The sequence below is a fragment of the Streptomyces sp. NBC_01478 genome, from assembly GCF_036227225.1.
In the GTDB taxonomy this organism is placed as follows: domain Bacteria; phylum Actinomycetota; class Actinomycetes; order Streptomycetales; family Streptomycetaceae; genus Streptomyces.
Genome location: NZ_CP109444.1, coordinates 6,505,404 through 6,523,165 on the forward strand (window position 1 = coordinate 6,505,404; position 17,762 = coordinate 6,523,165).

Genomic DNA, 17,762 nt, shown 5'->3' on the forward strand with positions numbered 1-17,762 from the left:
TTTGGGAATCGCGGGACCGCAGGGGCGACGCGAGAGACACAGCGATGGGGGATGGAGCACATGGCCGGAACTGTCACACACGATCCGCCGCCCGCCACCGGAGGGCGACAGGGCGGACCGCTGATCGTCACCGAGGACGCCGAACTCCTCGACGACCTGCTGCGCCTGTGCGCGGCGGCCGGCGCGACACCCGAGGTCCACCACGGGGTGCCGGAGCGCCAGGGCGGCTGGGAGACGGCGCCGCTCGTCCTGGTCGGCGACGACGCGGCCCGGCGGGTGCGCGGGGCCGCGCGCCGGCGCGGGGTGGTGCTGGTCGGCCGGGACCAGGACGACTCGGGGGTCTGGCGGCGCGCCGTCGAGATCGGCGCCGACCACGTCCTGATGCTTCCTGACGGCGAGCAGTGGCTGGTCGACCGCATCGCCGATGTGGCCGAGGGCGTCGGCCGCCCCGCGCTCACCGTCGGTGTCATCGGCGGCCGCGGCGGGGCCGGAGCGTCCACGCTCGCGTGCGCCCTCGCCGTCACCTCCGCGCGTGAGGGGCTGCGCACGCTCCTGGTGGACGCGGATCCCCTGGGCGGCGGACTCGACGTACTCCTCGGCGGCGAGAGCACCGAAGGCCTGCGCTGGCCCGCGTTCGCCGCCTCGCGCGGCCGGGTCGGCGGCGGCGCCCTGGAGGAGTCGCTCCCCGAGCTCCACTCGCTCCGGGTGCTCAGTTGGGACCGCGGCGACTGCGTCGCCATCCCGCCCCAGGCGGTGCGGGCGGTGCTCGCCGCGGCCCGACGGCGCGGCGGCACGGTCGTGGTCGACTTGCCCCGCCGCATCGACGACGGGGTCGCCGAGGCCCTCGCCCAACTCGATGTGGGCCTCCTGGTGGTCCCCGCCGAACTGCGCGCCGTGGCCGCGGCCGGACGGGTGGCGTCCGCGGTCGGCATGGTCCTGCGCGACCTGCGCGTGGCCGTACGCGGGCCGTACGCCCCCGGCCTGGACGACCGCGAGGTGTCCCGCCTGCTCGGCCTGCCACTGGCGGGCGAAGTGCCGCTCGAATCGGGCCTGTTGCGGCCGCACGAGGGCAAGGCACCGCCGGGGGCGGCCGGGAGGGGGCCGCTGGCGCGGTTCTGCCGGGAGTTCCTGGAGCGGGCGTTGGTCGAGGCGGGTGGCGTATGAGGCGGCTGGTGAAGGGTGCGGGGAATTCCGGGCGGGGCGGTGCGCTCTCCTCCCGGAGTGGTTCGGCGGGGAGCCTGGGGAGCGGTTTGCCTGGGCCTGCGGGGACGGGTGGTTCGGCGGGCGTGTTGAGGGGCGCGTCCTTGGTGGAGGGAGGTGCCGCGGCTGCGCGGAGGGGCGTGGCCTTTGCCGACGGAGGTTCGGTAGGTGTCCCGCCAGCTAGTGGGGCGGTCGGGCTGGAGCAGCCGGGGGCTTCGGGGCGGTGGGCTTCGGGGGCGAGCGGGGCGGCTGTCGGGCTTGAGCGGGTGCGGGATTCGGTGGGGGTTTCGGCTCGGTGGGCTTCGGATGAGATCCGGGCGAGCGGGGCTGTCGGGCCCGAGCGGGTGCGGGACTTGGCGGGTGCTCCGGGGCGGTGGGCTTCGCATGAGGTCGGGGCGAGCGGCGGGGCGGGGATGCCTGTCGGGCTGCTCGACGGTGTGCGGCGGTGGCTGGCCGAGAGCGGGGGTGAGCCGACGCCCGCGCGGGTGGCACAGGCGTTGCGGGAGCAGGGGAGGGTGCTGGGTGATGCCGAAGTGCTGGGCGCGGCCGAGCAGTTGCGGTCCGAGCTGGTGGGCAGCGGCCCGCTGGAGTCCCTGCTCGCCGACTCCTCGGTGACCGACGTCCTCGTGTCGGCCCCGGACCGGGTGTGGGTCGACCGGGGCGGCGGCCTGGAGCTGACCACCGTCTCCTTCCCGGACGCGGCAGCCGTACGACGTCTCGCGCAGCGCCTGGCCGCGGTGGCCGGACGCCGACTGGACGACGCACGGCCCTGGGCCGACGCCCGGTTGCCAGACGGGACCCGCCTGCACGCCGTACTGCCCCCGGTCGCCGTCGGCTGCACCTGTCTGTCACTGCGTGTCGTACGACCGCGTGCGTTCACGCTCGGCGAACTGGTGACGGCGGGCACGGTGCCGCCGGGCGGGGACCGCATCCTGCGGGCGCTGATCGAGGCACGGCTCTCGTTCCTGATCAGCGGCGGCACCGGCAGCGGCAAGACGACGCTGCTGAGCGCGTTGCTCGGACTGGTCGGGCCGGGTGAGCGGATCGTGCTCGCCGAGGACTCGGCCGAGTTGAAGCCGGACCATCCGCACGTCGTACGGCTGGAGAGCCGACCCGCGAACCAGGAGGGCGCCGGGCTCGTCACGCTCCAGGACCTGGTCCGCCAGGCACTGAGGATGCGGCCGGACCGGCTGGTCGTCGGCGAGGTGCGCGGCCCGGAGGTCGTTCACCTGCTCGCCGCGCTCAACACGGGCCACGAAGGTGGCTGCGGGACCGTCCACGCGAACGCGGCGGCCGATGTCCCCGCCCGCCTGGAGGCCCTGGGTACGGCCGCCGGCCTCGACCGGGCCGCGCTGCACAGCCAGTTGGCGGCCGCGCTGTCGGTGGTCCTGCACCTCGTACGGGACCGGGCCGGGCGGCGACGGATCGCCGAGGTCCATGTCCTGGAGCGGGACCCGTCGGGGCTGGTGCGGACGGTGCCGGCGCTGCGGTGGGGTGCGGAGGCGTTCGCGTATGAGCGGGGGTGGGAGCGGTTGCGGGGGTTGATTCGGAGTGGGGGTGACGGGGGTTAGGGGGGTGAACTTCGGTGCGGGGGCGGGGTGATGAGGGCGTGTGTGGGCCTCCGCTGCGGCGAGTGGGAGTGGTGATGGACGTGCGTGCGGGTCGGGTGGCAGTGACAGCGAGTGGGAGTGGGAGTGGCGATGAGTGTGGGGTTGGGTGACGTGTCGGTCGGGGTGGCCGCTCTGTGTATCGGGGCCCTGGTCTGGTCGATGGGTGGGCGGCAATCCGGGGTGCGGCGGGCGGAGTTGCTGTTCGCGGGTGGTGGGGCGGTGGGTGCCGGGCCGCCCTCGTGGGAGCGGGCCGTGGGCGAACTGCGGCGGATCCGGGGCCGGTTGCGGGCCGAGTGGTGGTCGCTGGGTGCCGGGGTGGTGCTGGCGGTGTTGGGGGCCTCGGTCATTCCGGTCGTCGCGGGGGCGGTCGGGGTGCCGTTGCTGCGCCGGGTGCGGCTGGCCGGGGAGGCGCGGCGGGCACGGGAGTTGCGCGGGGACGCGGTGATCGCGCTGTGCTCGGCGCTCGCCGGGGAGGTACGTGCCGGGCGGCAGCCGGGGGAGGCCTTGCTGCGGGCGGCGCGTGACTCCGGCGGGCTGGGTGAGGCGCAGGCCGGGGTGTTGGCGGCGGCGCGGTTCGGCGGGGATGTGCCGGGTGCGCTCACCTCGGCGGCACGACAGCCGGGCGGGGACGGCCTGTTGGGGCTGGCGGCGTGCTGGCGGGTCGCCGTGGACCAGGGAGCCGGGCTCGCGGCGGGACTGGACCGGCTCGAAGGGGCGTTGCGCGCCGACCGGGATCAACGGGCCGATCTCCGCGCCCAGTTGGCGGGGGCGCGGGCCACCGCGGTGATGCTCGCCGGGTTGCCGGTGCTCGGGTTGTTGCTGGGCGCGGCGATGGGTGCGGATCCGTTGCGGGTGCTGCTGCACAGCGGGGCGGGGTTGGGGTGCCTGGTGGTCGGGGGGTTGCTGGAGGGCTTGGGGTTGTGGTGGGCGCTGCGGATCGTGCGGGGGGTGGAGACGGCGTGAGCGGGGGAGCGGTGGTCGCCGGTGGCGGAGGGGCACGGGCGGCGCCGGGGCCTTGGTGGCCTTGCTGGGGCGGGGTGGCCCGGGGGCGTGGTGGGCCGGCGGCCGGGGTTCGGGGTTGGTCGTGCCGGAGGTCGCGGTGGGTGTGTTGGTCCGGGGCGATATGAGGGCGCGGTGGGCCGGCGGCCAGATGCGGAGTTGGCGGTGCTGGGGTTTCGGTCGCGGTGTTGAGCCGGGGTGGCACGAGGGCGTCATCGGCCGGCGCGGGGCGTGATGGGTCGGCCGTGCGGAGGACGCGGTGGCGTCGGCGGGATCGGCGGGATCGGCGGGATCGGCGGTCGGGATGCGGGGGTGACCCGTGCCGGACGTCTCCGTGGCTCTACTGAGCCGGGGATGGCGCGAGGCCACGGGGGGCCAGCGGTCGGGACTGGGACTGGGAGGTGCCAGAGGCCTCAACGCGATGCCGAATCAGAGCGTCACCAGGGCGTGATCGGCCCGCCGTTGGGATTCGGGGTCGGCGGGATTGAGGCGATCAGGTGCACGGCGATGGCTGGGAGAGGTGTGGGCGTGGGCGTGGTTGCGGAAGTGGAAGTCGGCCGGAGTCGGAGAGAGGAGGCGGCGTGAGTGCGGAAGTTGTCCACAGGCTGGGGGTGGTCTTGGGGGCGGTGCTGGTCGTGGGGTGTTCGGTGCGGTGGCTGGACGAGCTGCGGCGGGAGCGGAGGGCTCGGCGGCGGCTGGCCGGGCTGCTGCTTCGGGAAGTTCGGAGAGCTCGGGAAGTGCCGTCTGCCGGGCGGCGGTTCGAGGTTCGGGGCGTTGCACGGCGGTGGTTGCCCGCCGTGGGTGTCGTGGGCGCCGGGTGGGTGTTGGTCGGTGGGGTCGTCGGAGTCGTGGTGGGGGCCGCCGTCGCGGTCGGGCTGTGGCGGTGGCGCCGTCAACAGGCGGCCGAGGACACCGTCGCCGAGCGCGATGCCGCCACCGCCGCCCGCCAACTCCCCCTCGCCGCCGATCTGCTGGCCGCCTGCATCGCCGCCGGAGCCTCGCCGGTGATCGCCTCCCAGGCCGTCGGAGAGGCCCTCGCGGGGCCCGTGGGGGAACGGCTGGCGCGTGCGGCGGCGGAGGTACGGCTCGGCGGTGAACCGGCGGACGCTTGGCGGAGGTTGGCCGCGCTTCCGGGCGCCGGCCCGCTGGCCCGGCTGCTCGAACGGGCCGACGAGTCGGGGCTCCCCGCCGCCGGACCGGTCGCCCGGCTCGCGGCGGAGGCCCGCGCCGACTGGACCCGCACCACGACGGCACGGGCCCGGCGGGCCGCCGTCTTGGTGACCGCACCGGTGGGCCTGTGCTTCCTGCCCGCGTTCATCGCGGTCGGCGTGCTGCCCGTGGTCATCGGGCTCGCGGGCGGAGCGGGGGGAGTGGGAGGGGGTGGCGGCTGACGGGGAGAGCGAGCGGTGACGGACGTAGGACCGAATGACCACGAACGGCTCATCGAGCCAGTGAACTGACAAGAACCTCACGGGGGTTGAGATGTACAAGGCAGTGCAGGCGATGCAGGCAGTACAGACGGTGGCGGTACGGGCGGTGCGCGCCGTGCGGATGAGGGCCATGGCGCGCGGGGACGCGGGGATGGCCACCGCCGAGTACGCGATGGGGTTGGTCGTTATCTCTGGTCAAGATCGGAGTGCCTGTTACATGAGGGACATGTGTCACCCCTTCGTGTGACTGTGAGGTATCTGCCGGTAGTGAGGCACGTGGCTGCGGTCCCATTAGCAGCTATGAGGATTCGTGCCGAGCGAGCGATCTCGCCAACTGACGGCGAGGTGTCCTGGGTTGTGATCGACAGCCGGTGCCGGCTTCATGACGAGGGCAGTGCCTTCTTGGTAGGTCTGCGGGACATGGGACGTTCGGTCAACACCCAACGTGCGTACGCTGGCCGCGTTGCTCTGTACCTCGCATGGTGCGAAGAGCGCGGGGTCGACTGGCGTCGGGCTGCGGTACTCGACCTGGCCCGGTTCCTGCGCTGTCTCGTGAACGAGCCGCTACCGCCGCGGGGAAAACTGGCTTCTGAGCCGCGGTTCCGGTCGAAGAAGACCGCAAATGCCGTGATGACGGCGGTCGTCGAGTTCCTGCGCTTCGCCACCAAGCAGGAGTGGGTGGATCCGGTGGCCGTGGCGCGGTTGTCGGATCCGAAGTACCTGCACTGGATGCCGCCGGGGATGGAGGCGGGTGAGGACGGCCAGTTCCGGGAAGTACGGGCCAGATTGCTCAAGTTCGGAGTGAGCGAGGACACCTACGAATGGCTCCAGCCGCAGGACGTTGAGCGCCTGCTCGGGGCTGCGACACACGCCCGGGACAGATTCCTCGTCGCGTTACTTGCCCAGACGGGCGTCCGGATCGGGGAAGCCCTGGGGCTGCGGCGGCAGGACATGCACCTGCTGGCGGACTCCCAGCTGCTGGGCTGCCAGATCGTCGGCCCGCACATCCACGTCCGGCGCCGGGCAGAGAACTCCAACGGCGCTTTGGCTAAGTCTCGTTTCCCCAGGTCAATCCCAGTCGAGCCCGAACTGGTCACTCTCTACGCCGACTACCAGTTTGAGCGTGAGACCGTGGCGGAGGCTGGCGAGTGCGACATGGTGTTCGTCAATCTCTTCCATGCCCCGCTGGGCAAGCCCATGCGCTACGGCACCGCCAAAGAGCTCTTCGACCGGCTGGCCGCGAAGACGACGCTCACGGCCAGGCCGCACATGCTGCGGCATGGGGCCTGCACGGCCTGGATTCGTGCGGGCGTCGAGCGTGACGTCGTCTCGGAAATGATGGGGCACGTCTCGCCGACTTCCCTCGAGCCGTATCTGCATCCGACCGAGGACGATAAACGCGAGGCCATGAGACTGGTCGCGGCCGCGAGAGCACGAGGATGATCGAAGCCGCGGTCGTCGCGCCGCTTGATCAGAATGTCGCGTCGCTGGACCTGACCGCTTGGACAAGGTGGTTGCAGGAGGCAGTTGATCCGGCCTGGCGGCCGAGTGAGTGGTCACAGGAAGCCTGGTTCTTCGACGGCGATCCGAACAACCCGCGCACCGGCGTCATCAAATGCATCACCGAATCCTGCTGGTCCTTGCTTCGGTCCAATGATCAACTCTGCCGGCACTGCTTCGCGGCCTTCCCCCGCAGCGGCCTGAGCCGGGAGGTGTTCGCCGCCACCTACCAGCGGCCTCAGCGGCAGCGCTCCGTCCCCGGCAAGGACGGGGAGAATTGCGTACTCGAGCGTGCGGGCACCCGCTGCGGCCGCCCCGCCTACTCCCGTGATCTTTGCCGCCCCCACTACTTCCGCTGGTATCGCAGTGATCGCAGCACGTCATCAGCCGATTGGGCCGTCTCGAGCGATGAGCTGCCGCTGACCCCTCGAATCCGCTGCATCGTCCGGTCCTGCGACAACCAGCAGCTGGTCAGAGGGCTCTGTCACTCCCACGACGTGGTCTGGTTGAGCCAGAAGCGAGAGGGAAAGACGACGGCCGACCGGGAGACCTGGGCCAGGCAGAATGCTCCCTACCTCCTGGCCAACCAGTTCACGCTGTCCTTCCTCGAGGACCCCCTGCGCTGGGAGTTGCTCTATGGGCTGCAGCAACGCGACGCCCGCGGCGGAAGAATCGAGCCAAGCCCCCTCCGGTTCCTCTCCAAAAGGCTCATCGGCAAGACCAGCCTGCTGACCATGAGCCCCGCCGAGGTGACGGCCATTCTCGACGGACGAACCAGCAACTACAACGCCAACCTGCGGGAGATCGCACGCGCGGTTCGCGCCGGCTCGCTGGAGTTTCGCGGGATGAAGCCCACCGACGGTGACGTCTGGGATCTCACCGCGGTCAAACTCGCCTCGGTCAGCTACAGCGGGTTCCGCCAGCATGGCGGCCAGGCGGACTTCACCGAGATCCGGCAACCGTGGCTACGCGAAGTCGTCAAGGAATGGGCTCGCAGCACCAAGCCGGACAGCAGCCTCTTCCAGCGCACCTTCCAGGCCTGCGTGCTGGCCTCGGACACTCTTCACGCCCGCCCTGGCGGCGGGCAAGACCCTGCCGCGTTGCGGTGGCCCGACATGCAAGCGGTCTTCAAGACCATGTGTGAGCTACGCCGCCAGGACGACGGCGAATTGTGCACCCGCACCTGGCGGAAGAATGTCTTCGGCCGGTTCCTTGCCATGCTGGACTTCGGGCGCCAGGCCGAGCTTCTGAACCATCTGTCCGGCGGTTTCGGCCGTGACAAATCACTGGTGATGCCAAGCGAGGAGATCACCGAGGACTCAGCCGGCAAGGCGATCCCGGAGCCTGTCATCGCCCAACTCGACACCCATCTGGACCTGCTGGGAGCTGGCGTTTCCTACGGGAAAGTCGCCCCTGAAGATGTGAAGTTGATGATGACCACCGCCTACCTCGTGCTCCGAGACACCGGCCGCCGCCCGCTCGAAATCGTCAGCCTGCGACGCAACTGCCTGGAGACCGACGGCGACGAGGTCACCCTCATCTGGGACAACCACAAGAAGCGCCGCTACGGCCGTCGACTGTTGATCGAGCGGCAGACCGCCGACGCCATCCGCCGCTGGCAAGCGCGCCGGGACATGATCCCGGCACCGGCCCGCAGCAAGGACTACCTGTTTCCCGCGGTCACCGCACGCAGCGGCCACAAGCACATGGTGCCCGGATCGTTCTCCAGTGCCGTGAGGGAGTGGGTCGCTGCCATTCCCGAGCTGGTCAGCGATCAACTCGACGGCCAGGGCCAGAGATTGGCTGCAGATCGTGCATCAATCTTTCCCTATGCGTTCCGCCATTCCTACGCGCAGCGGCATGCTGACGCCGGCGTCCCGGTCGATGTCCTCAAAGAGCTAATGGATCACAGGCAGATCAGCACCACGATGTCGTATTACAAGGTCTCATTGGAGCGAAAGCGCCAGGCCGTCAGGACTATGCGGCTGCACACAGTCGACCGCTCAGGCCGCCCGGCACCGTTTCCCAGCACCACCGCCTACGAAGCGAGGTCGGTCGCTGTTCCGTTCGGCAACTGCACTGAACCCTCGAACGTGAAGGCCGGCGGCAAGAGCTGCCCGCTGCGTTTTCAGTGCGCTGGCTGCGGCTTCTACCGTCCCGATCCGTCGTTCTTGCCCGCGATCGAGGAGCACGTCAACTCCCTGCGGGCAGACCGCGAAACCGCCTCAGCCATGGACGCCGATGGCTTCGTCATCCGCAACCTCAGCGACCAGATCACCGCGTTCACCGACGTTTCCCACCGAATGCGGAAGCAGCTGAGCGACATGCCCGAGGAGGAACGACAGGAGATCGAAGAAGCCAGTGCGGTGCTGCGGAAGGTCCGGGCGACACGCGACCACAAGCTCCTGCCGCTGACCGTCATCCCCCCTCAGGGGCCTCCTGATGGCCGCTGAAGCCACGTCCCGGGCCCCCGCCGAGGTCCTCAAGGCGGCAAGACAGCGAGACAGCGCGGCCAAACGCGGCCGTGTCCTCAAGACGGTCCAGGACATGATCAGGGACGGCGAGCGGATCACCTTCGCGTTGGTCGCCCGGCGGGCAGAGGTCTCTAGCTGGCTCGTCTATGCCCCAGGCGTCCGTGAACACATCGACCAGGCCCGAACTCGACAGGCTGCCCAGCCCGTCCGCGCAGAACAATCCGGGGTCCGGGCCAGCAAGGCCAGCGAACAGACCGACCTCATTCTCGCCCGAGAAGAGATCAAGAGGCTGCGAGCGCAAGTGGCTGAACTCCGCGAAGGACTCCAGCACCACCTGGGCCGCCAACTCGACCACCTCGGCAGTCAGGACCTCGCGACCAGGATCACTGAACTCTCGCAAGAAAACGTGCGGTTGGCGGTGGCGGAACGCGAAGTCGCCGCCACGAACAGATCGCTGGAGCAGAAGGTCACCCAGCTCGAAGATGACCTTGCGGCAGCCCGGACGAGCCTCCGGCGCATGATCCGCGAACAGAATGCCTAGATCCCCAGAGCGTCAGCCCTCGGTCGCAAGATCCAAGCAGGCCGACCCTCTTCACACAGGGTCGGCCTGCGACGGACAGTCAATCGCCCTATTTGGGGGCGGACTTGACTGATCAGTGTTGCTGCCACCAAAGGATCAGCATCCCGAATGCAGTGCTGCCGGCGGCATAGGCGACACCACGAGCAGCGTGACCTGCCAGGGATGCCAATTGGATCTTTATGCGCTTACGCGGGCGCTGGGGACCCTTATCATTCATATGGATCACCTTTCTTCGAGGGGATCTTGATGAGAGTCCGCGTCGGGCCGCAGGTTCCACGCCGGGTGGCCCGGCGGACTCCTTCAAACAAACGAAGGATACCTGCGATTCTGTGGCTCCTGGGGCTTCACAAGTCGATTTAGCTAAATCCACTTCCCCTGAAACCTTCGATTCAACGGATCCACGGCGCCTCGCTACTGCTAGTTACGCAGTCCGGCCAGCCCGTTCCCTCGGAATGGCGCCTGCCCTGACGCAAAGAATCTTGAAAAGAATCTTGATGCGCCCGGGAGCCGCCCGCTCGCCAACGTCCCTTACGTCCCTCGCTTATGCAGAGCCACCTGAACTGCGCAGATCTCATCCCGACCAGAGATAACGCCCGCGGCGGTGGCCTTCGCGGTGGTGCTCTACAAGGTGGTGACCAGCGGTGCGGTCAGCGCGGAGTTGCAGAGCATCGTGAAGAAGGCCCTCGATGCGCAGGTGTGAACGCCGGGGCGGGGACGCGGGGTTCGTGACCGCGGAGGCGGCCGTGGTGCTGCCCGTCCTGGTGATGTTCGCGATGGCGCTCGTGTGGGGGCTGCTGGTGGTGGCCGCGCAGATCCAGTGCGTGGACGCGGCCCGTTCGGGCGCCCGGGCGGCGGCTCGGCAGGACCCGGCCGACGCGGTCGTCCAGGTGACCCGGGAGACGGCACCGCGTGGCGCGAAGGTCACGGTGGGCAGAGAGGGCGACCAGGTCCATGTGGTCGTGGTCGCCAGGCCGCCGGTGCTGAGCGGGTTGCCCTTCGAGGTGCGGGAGGAGGCCGTGGCGGTGGCGGAGGAGACGGTGGGCGAGGGGAGGGCCGGGCCGTGAGGTGTTGTCGTGGCCAGGTCGGCGCGAGGCGGCGGGTCCCGGCCGCGGGGCACTCGGGCGACCGGGGGTCCGCCACCGTGTGGAGTCTCGCTGCGATGGCCGTGCTGTGTGTCCTGTTCGGGGTCGTACTGGCCCTGGGGCAGGCAGTGGTGGCCCGGCACCGTGCGGCCGGCGGTGCGGATCTCGCGGCGCTCGCGGCGGCCGACCACTGGGCGGAGGGCGGTGCGGGGGCCTGCGCCCGGGCGGAGCGGGTGGCGCGAGCGCAGGGGACGCGGCTCGTGCGGTGCGCGATCGTGGGCGAGACGTCGGACGTGACGGCGTCGGCGGGCGGGGGACCGTTCGCGGCGGAGGTCAGGGCACGGGCGGGCCCTGCGGGGCCGGTACCGCCACCGGTGCCTGCCGCGCCTGCCGTGCCTGCGACGCCCTCTACGGCATCGGTGCCGGCTCCTCCACGGGCCCCTGCACCACCGGTGGCTGCCCTTCCACCGGCCCCTGCGCACCAGGGCCCGCCCCTCCACCTGCGCTCGCGCCACCGGCCCCCTGAGCCGCAGGCAGCCGCCCTCTAGACCCCGCCCACCTTTTCTCCTGGCGCCGCTCGCACATCCTCCGGTGCCTCTCGCAAAAGCTCCGTCAGCAACCGCACGGCCCCCCGCTTGTGCAACGGATCGTTGCCGTTGCCGCACTTGGGGGACTGGATGCAGGACGGGCAGCCGGCGTCGCACTCGCAGGAGGCGATGGCCTGGAGGGTGGCGGTGAGCCAGGCGCGGGCGGTGTGGAAGGCGCGCTCGGCGAAGCCCGCGCCGCCGGGATGGCCGTCGTAGACGAAGACCGTCGGCAGCAGCGTGTCGGGGTGGAGGGGGACCGAGACGCCGCCGATGTCCCAGCGGTCGCAGGTGGCGAAGAGGGGGAGCATGCCGATCGAGGCGTGTTCGGCGGCGTGCAGGGCGCCGCCGAGGATCTCGGGGTTGATGCGGGCGGCGTCGAGTTGGTCCTCGGTGACCGTCCACCACACCGCGCGGGTGCGGAGCGTACGAGGAGGGAGGTCGAGTTTCGACTCGCCGAGGACCTCACCGGTGATGACACGTCTGCGGAGGAAGGAGACGACCTGGTTGGTGACTTCGACCGAGCCGTAGCACAACCGGCCCTGGCCCCAGGGGAGTTCGATGTCCGTCTCCAGGACGGAGATCGCCGTGGTGTCGCGGGCGACCGTCGAGTACGGGGGGTTGGCCTCCTCGACGAGGGCCACCGAGTCCTCCAGGTCCAGGGAGCGCACCAGGTACGTGCGGCCCTGGTGGAGGTGGACCGCGCCCTCGTGGACGGTCGTGTGGGAGGCGGCCTCGTCGACCGTGCCCAGCAGGCGGCCGGTGCCGTTCTCGACGATCTGGACCGGGTTTCCGCCCCCGCCGCGGATGTCGGCGAGGTCGGCGGCCCGTTCCCGGCGCGTCCAGTGCCAGGCCTTCGCCCGGCGGCGGAGCAGTTTCGCGGCTTCCAGTTGTGGCAGCAGGTCCGCCGTGGCCGGGCCGAACAGTTCCAAGTCGTCGTCGGTGAGCGGGAGTTCCGCCGCTGCCGCGCACAGGTGGGGGGCCAGGACGTACGGGTTGTCGGGGTCCAGGACCGTCGACTCCACCGGCTGGTCGAACAGGGCCTCCGGGTGGTGGACGAGGAACGTGTCCAGAGGGTCGTCGCGGGCCACCAGGACGGCCAGGGCGCCCCGGCCGGAGCGTCCGGCGCGGCCCGCCTGCTGCCACAGGGAGGCGCGGGTGCCCGGGTAGCCGGCGATCAGTACGGCGTCCAACCCCGAGACGTCGATGCCGAGTTCGAGGGCGGTGGTGGCGGCGAGGCCGAGCAACTCGCCGGAGTGGAGGGCGCGTTCGAGGGCGCGGCGCTCCTCGGGGAGATAGCCGCCGCGGTAGGCGGCGACCCTCCGGACCAGCGAGCGGTCGACCTCGGCGAGGCGTTCCTGGGCGATCAGCGCGATCAGCTCGGCGCCACGCCGGGACCGTACGAAGGCCACCGAGCGGACGCCCTGGACGGTGAGGTCGGTCAGCAGGTCGGCCGTCTCGGCGGTGGCCGTACGGCGGACCGGGGCGCCCTTCTCGCCGTGCAGTTCGGTGAGTGGGGGCTCCCAGAGGGCGAACACCAGTTCACCGCGCGGTGAGGCGTCGTCGGCGACCTCGACCACGGGGAGGCCGGTGAGGCGGCGGGCGGCGACCGAGGGCTCGGCGGCGGTGGCGGAGGCGAGGAGGAAGACGGGGGAGGAGCCGTAGCGGGCGCAGAGGCGGCGCAGCCGGCGCAGCACCTGGGCGACGTGGGAGCCGAAGACGCCCCGGTAGGTGTGGCACTCGTCGATGACGACGTACTTCAGGGACTTCAGGAAGGAGGACCAGCGCGGGTGCGAGGGCAATATGCCGCGGTGGAGCATGTCGGGGTTGGTCAGGACGTAGTTGGCGTACTGGCGTACCCACTCGCGCTCTTCGAACGGAGTGTCGCCGTCGTACACGGCCGGGCGAACGGCATTGCCCAGCGGTTGTGAAAGTTCCTTCACAGAGCGGAGCTGGTCCGCTGCCAGGGCTTTTGTGGGGGCCAGGTAGAGGGCGGTGGTGCCGCGGCCGTTCGGCGCCTCGGAGCCGTCGAGGAGCGCCGAGAGGACCGGTACCAGATAAGCGAGCGACTTGCCCGAGGCGGTGCCTGTGGCAACGATCACTGACTCGCCGTCGAGGGCGTGCTCGGCCGCCTGTGCCTGGTGGGCCCAGGGGTGTTCGATACCGGCTTCCTGGACGGTGGCGATCACCTCGGCACGAATCCGGTCAGGCCAGACGGCATGGCGGCCCGCACGTGGGGGCAAGTGCTCCGTATGAGTGATGCGCGAAGCCCGGCTCGGTCCCGACGCCAGCCGGTCCAGAACCGTGCTCGGCGAGAGGCCGGACACGGGGTCCGCCGAGGGTCGATCGGTTCGCTGATTCTTGGCCATCGGCACCGAGTGTGTCACTGGCGTGACGGACAATGGAGCCAAGGCGTCGTGCACGCCCTGCGGTAAGTGATTGAATGCCATCGCGGCTGGCGAACCGTCCTGGGGGCTCTGCCGAGGTGTCCCATGGGATGACCGCTCGATAGCAAGGTGCTGGAGGATCCGTGGACCTGTCCCTGTCGACCCGTACCGTCGGCGATCGTACGGTCGTCGAGGTCGGTGGCGAAATCGACGTATATACCGCGCCCAAGTTGCGCGAACAGCTTGTCGAGCTGGTGAACGACGGGAGTTTCCACCTCGTCGTCGACATGGAGGGCGTCGACTTTCTCGACTCCACCGGGCTCGGTGTGCTGGTCGGCGGCCTGAAGCGGGTGCGTGCCCACGAGGGCTCGCTGCGCCTGGTCTGCAACCAGGAGCGCATTCTGAAGATCTTCCGTATCACCGGCCTCACCAAGGTGTTCCCGATTCACACCTCGGTCGAGGAAGCGGTGGCGGCCACCGACTGACCGACCGTTCAGGGAGCGGTCACCCGACCGTTCCCCGATCGGCCGTATAGACGACCGGTGGACCGGGCTTTCGGCGGCCCGGCCCTCCGACAGCACGCCCGTAGTCCCGAGGGGGATGCATGGCCACCGTTGAACTCCGCTTCAGCGCGCTGCCCGAGCACGTCAGGACCGCCCGACTGGTGGCGGCAGCGGTGGCGCGCAGGGCCGGAGTGGACGAGGCCGTACTCGACGAGGTCAGACTCGCCGTCGGTGAGGCCTGCACCCGCGCCGTCGGGCTGCACCAGAGCAGCGGGATCACCGCCCCGGTGAAGGTGCTGCTGATCGAGGAGGAGAAGCAGTTCTCCATCGAGGTCGGCGACGAGGCACCACGCTCGGCTCCCGGCGACAAGGCGCCCGGGTCCCTGGGTGACGATCCGGACGCGGAGACCGAGGAGGACGAGATGGGCCTCGCTGTCATCAGCGGGCTCGTCGACGACGTCGAGGTCACCGCGGGAGAGCACGGCGGGTCGATCCGTATGACCTGGCCGACCACCCCGCCGGCCGCGACGCTTTCCTGAGTTCTGAGCCGTTCCGGCTCAATATCATTACCCCGAAGGGCCCTACTGAGTAGGGCCCTTCGGCATGTCCGGCCCCGGGTGACAGCCGTACAGTGATCACGTACAGCGTTTTCGTGAATTCATTCACGATCAATCCACCGGTAATTTGATCAAGCGCCAATGCTTTTAAGGCATTACTATGCGAAGGCCAATTCCGTTTGCCGCGCACTGTTTTGATCAGGTTCCGGTACCTACAATCCGTCCACATCTTGAGCTCAGCACAGGCGTCAAGGAGGACGAATGGCGGGGCTTTCTACCCCTCAGCAGTTTGACCACCCCACAACCTTCGCAGCCGCAGTCCTGACCGACGACAACCGCATCCTCGTGATGGTGATCGGCCTCGTGGCGCTGGCAGCGCTCGTGGTCGCGGGCATCCTGGTCCGCGAGGTACTCGCGGCCGGCGAGGGCACCGACAGCATGAAGAAGATCGCGACGGCGATCCAGGAGGGCGCCAACGCCTATCTGGGACGGCAGTTGCGCACGGTCGGCGTATTCGCCGTGATCGTTTTCTTCCTGCTTCTGCTGCTGCCCGCGGACGACTGGAATCAGCGCGCCGGACGATCGATCTTCTTCCTGATCGGCGCGGTGTTCTCGGCGACCACCGGCTATATCGGCATGTGGCTCGCCGTACGCAGTAATGTCCGTGTCGCCGCGGCGGCCCGGGAAGCGACCCCGGCGGAGGGTGAGCCCGAAAAGGATCTCACCGCCGTCTCGCACAAAGCCATGAAGATCGCTTTCCGCACGGGCGGCGTCGTCGGCATGTTCACGGTGGGGCTCGGTCTGCTCGGCGCCTCCTGCGTGGTGCTGGTGTACGCGGCCGACGCGCCGAAGGTGCTGGAGGGATTCGGTCTCGGTGCCGCCCTCATCGCCATGTTCATGAGGGTCGGCGGCGGCATCTTCACCAAGGCCGCCGACGTCGGCGCCGACCTGGTCGGCAAGGTCGAGCAGGGCATTCCGGAGGACGATCCGCGCAATGCCGCGACCATCGCCGACAACGTGGGCGACAACGTCGGCGACTGCGCGGGCATGGCGGCCGACCTCTTCGAGTCGTACGCCGTGACGCTGGTCGCCGCGCTGATCCTCGGCAAGGCGGCCTTCGGCGACTCCGGGCTCGCCTTCCCGCTGCTCGTGCCGGCGATCGGTGTGATCACCGCCATGATCGGCATCTTCGCGGTGGCGCCGCGCCGGACCGACCGCAGCGGCATGTCCGCGATCAACCGGGGGTTCTTCATCTCCGCGGTGATCTCGCTCGTGCTGGTGGCGGTCGCGGTCTTCGTCTACCTGCCGTCGTCGTACGCCGACCTCGACGGCGTCACCGACGCGGCGATCAAGGCCAAGGACGGCGATCCGCGGATCCTCGCGCTCGTCGCCGTGGCCATCGGCATCGTGCTCGCCGCCCTGATCCAGCAGCTCACGGGCTACTTCACGGAGACGAACCGCCGTCCCGTGATGGACATCGGCAAGACCTCGCTCACCGGCCCGGCCACCGTCATCCTCGCGGGCATCTCCCTCGGCCTCGAATCGGCCGTCTACACCGCGCTGTTGATCGGTCTCGCCGTCTACGGCGCGTTCCTGCTCGGTGGCGCGTCGATCATGCTGGCGCTGTTCGCGGTGGCGCTGGCCGGCACCGGTCTGCTCACCACGGTCGGCGTGATCGTCGCCATGGACACCTTCGGGCCGGTCTCCGACAACGCGCAGGGCATCGCCGAGATGTCCGGCGACGTCGAGGGCGCGGGCGCGCAGGTGCTCACCAACCTGGACGCGGTGGGCAACACCACCAAGGCCATCACGAAGGGCATCGCCATCGCCACCGCCGTCCTGGCGGCGTCGGCGCTCTTCGGGTCGTACCGGGACGCCATCCTTACCGCCGCCAACGAGGTCGGCGAGAAGGTCTCGGGACCGGGCGCGCCACTGAACCTGATGATGGACATCTCCCAGCCCAACAACCTGGTGGGTCTCATCGTCGGCGCCGCGGTCGTCTTCCTCTTCTCCGGGCTGGCGATCAACGCCGTCTCACGGTCCGCGGGGGCCGTGGTCTACGAGGTGCGGCGGCAGTTCCGCGAGCACCCCGGGATCATGGACTACACCGAGACACCCGAGTACGGCCGCGTCGTCGACATCTGCACCAAGGACGCGCTGCGCGAACTGGCCACGCCGGGGCTGCTCGCCGTGCTCACGCCGATCGCGGTCGGGTTCACGCTCGGCGTCGGCGCGCTCGGCTCGTTCCTCGCGGGCGCGATCGGCACCGGCACGCTGATGGCGGTCTTCCTCGCGAACTCGGGCGGCGCCTGGGACAACGCGAAGAAACTCGTCGAGGACGGCCACCACGGCGGCAAGGGCAGCGAGGCCCATGCCGCCACGGTGATCGGCGACACGGTCGGCGACCCGTTCAAGGACACCGCGGGACCGGCCATCAACCCGCTGCTGAAGGTGATGAACCTCGTCGCGCTGCTCATCGCGCCCGCGGTCATCAAGTTCAGCTACGGCGACGACAAGAACACCGGGGTGCGGATCGCGATCGCGGTGCTCGCGTTCCTCGTGATCGCCGTCTCGGTGTACATCTCCAAGCGGCGCGGGATCGCCGTGGGGGAGGAGGACGACACCGAGCAGGCGGCCAAGTCGGCGGACGCCGCGGTGGTTTCGTAGGCGGTCGTCCGGAGTCGGTTCCAACAGGCGGGCGGGTGGCGCGAGTTGTGGGCGCCGCCCGCCCGTTCCGGGTGTGTTCAGGCCCTCGCCGTGAGCCTTCTCTCGCTTGGTGCAGATGGCCCCAAAACGTCTTCTATCGGTCTTCCGGCCCGGGGGTGCGGTCCGTCCGGCGTGTATGTTCCGGGGCCG

At 70.1% G+C, this 17,762-nt stretch carries 13 protein-coding genes and 1 pseudogene; 13 read left to right on the forward strand and 1 reads right to left on the reverse strand.

Annotated elements, in window-relative coordinates:
* Window positions 1-60: 60 nt before the first annotated feature.
* The 10 genes and pseudogenes from ssd to OG223_RS29540 all read left to right on the forward strand — a co-directional run bounded on the left by ssd (window position 61) and on the right by OG223_RS29540 (window position 11,423).
* Entirely contained in the window at window positions 61-1,164 is a 1,104-nt protein-coding gene (ssd, locus tag OG223_RS29495) for a septum site-determining protein Ssd (protein WP_329255003.1), read from the forward strand.
* A 449-nt stretch (window positions 1,165-1,613) separates the two neighbouring features.
* On the forward strand, window positions 1,614-2,771 hold the full coding sequence (locus tag OG223_RS29500; protein ID WP_329255005.1) for a TadA family conjugal transfer-associated ATPase: 1,158 nt from the start codon (window positions 1,614-1,616) through the stop codon (window positions 2,769-2,771).
* Window positions 2,772-2,900: 129 nt separating this feature from the next.
* Window positions 2,901-3,773 carry a type II secretion system F family protein gene (locus OG223_RS29505; protein WP_329255008.1) on the forward strand — a complete coding sequence of 291 codons (873 nt, stop codon included), beginning with the start codon at window positions 2,901-2,903 and terminating at the stop codon, window positions 3,771-3,773.
* A gap of 617 nt (window positions 3,774-4,390) precedes the next feature.
* A complete protein-coding gene (locus OG223_RS29510; RefSeq protein WP_329255010.1) occupies window positions 4,391-5,200 on the forward strand; it encodes a type II secretion system F family protein in 810 nt (269 codons plus the stop codon).
* A 396-nt stretch (window positions 5,201-5,596) separates the two neighbouring features.
* Window positions 5,597-6,682: a tyrosine-type recombinase/integrase gene (locus OG223_RS29515; RefSeq protein WP_329255013.1), complete on the forward strand. Its 1,086-nt coding sequence runs from the start codon at window positions 5,597-5,599 to the stop codon at window positions 6,680-6,682.
* Window positions 6,679-9,192 carry a tyrosine-type recombinase/integrase gene (locus OG223_RS29520; protein ID WP_329255016.1) on the forward strand — a complete coding sequence of 838 codons (2,514 nt, stop codon included), beginning with the start codon at window positions 6,679-6,681 and terminating at the stop codon, window positions 9,190-9,192. Before OG223_RS29515 ends, OG223_RS29520 begins: the two co-directional genes overlap by 4 nt.
* Complete coding sequence (locus OG223_RS29525) at window positions 9,182-9,754, forward strand: DUF6262 family protein (RefSeq protein WP_329255020.1); 573 nt, start codon at window positions 9,182-9,184, stop codon at window positions 9,752-9,754. The genes OG223_RS29520 and OG223_RS29525 overlap by 11 nt, the downstream gene beginning before the upstream one ends.
* Window positions 9,755-10,388: 634 nt before the next feature.
* A pseudogene (locus OG223_RS29530) lies at window positions 10,389-10,493 on the forward strand (DUF4244 domain-containing protein); the annotation flags it as partial.
* On the forward strand, window positions 10,480-10,857 hold the full coding sequence (locus OG223_RS29535; protein ID WP_329255022.1) for a TadE family type IV pilus minor pilin: 378 nt from the start codon (window positions 10,480-10,482) through the stop codon (window positions 10,855-10,857). The pseudogene OG223_RS29530 and the gene OG223_RS29535, both read left to right, overlap by 14 nt.
* Window positions 10,858-10,952: 95 nt before the next feature.
* Window positions 10,953-11,423 (forward strand): Rv3654c family TadE-like protein, encoded by a 471-nt coding sequence (locus OG223_RS29540; protein WP_443073756.1) that lies wholly within the window; start codon window positions 10,953-10,955, stop codon window positions 11,421-11,423.
* Here the strand turns inward: OG223_RS29540 and OG223_RS29545 are convergent.
* On the reverse strand, window positions 11,420-13,909 hold the full coding sequence (locus OG223_RS29545; protein ID WP_329255028.1) for a DEAD/DEAH box helicase: 2,490 nt from the start codon (window positions 13,907-13,909) through the stop codon (window positions 11,420-11,422). The two genes, OG223_RS29540 and OG223_RS29545, sit on opposite strands and share 4 nt — an antisense overlap.
* 80 nt (window positions 13,910-13,989) lie before the next feature.
* Here OG223_RS29545 and bldG point away from each other — a divergent pair, with 80 nt between their 5' ends.
* The 3 genes from bldG to OG223_RS29560 all read left to right on the forward strand — a co-directional run bounded on the left by bldG (window position 13,990) and on the right by OG223_RS29560 (window position 17,573).
* Window positions 13,990-14,331, forward strand: a complete 342-nt coding sequence (bldG, locus tag OG223_RS29550) for an anti-sigma factor antagonist BldG (protein ID WP_003975386.1) — start codon at window positions 13,990-13,992, stop codon at window positions 14,329-14,331.
* 119 nt (window positions 14,332-14,450) lie between these two features.
* Window positions 14,451-14,888 carry an ATP-binding protein gene (locus OG223_RS29555; RefSeq protein ID WP_329255031.1) on the forward strand — a complete coding sequence of 146 codons (438 nt, stop codon included), beginning with the start codon at window positions 14,451-14,453 and terminating at the stop codon, window positions 14,886-14,888.
* Window positions 14,889-15,167: 279 nt separating this feature from the next.
* Window positions 15,168-17,573, forward strand: a complete 2,406-nt coding sequence (locus OG223_RS29560) for a sodium-translocating pyrophosphatase (protein ID WP_329255033.1) — start codon at window positions 15,168-15,170, stop codon at window positions 17,571-17,573.
* Window positions 17,574-17,762: the final 189 nt, after the last annotated feature.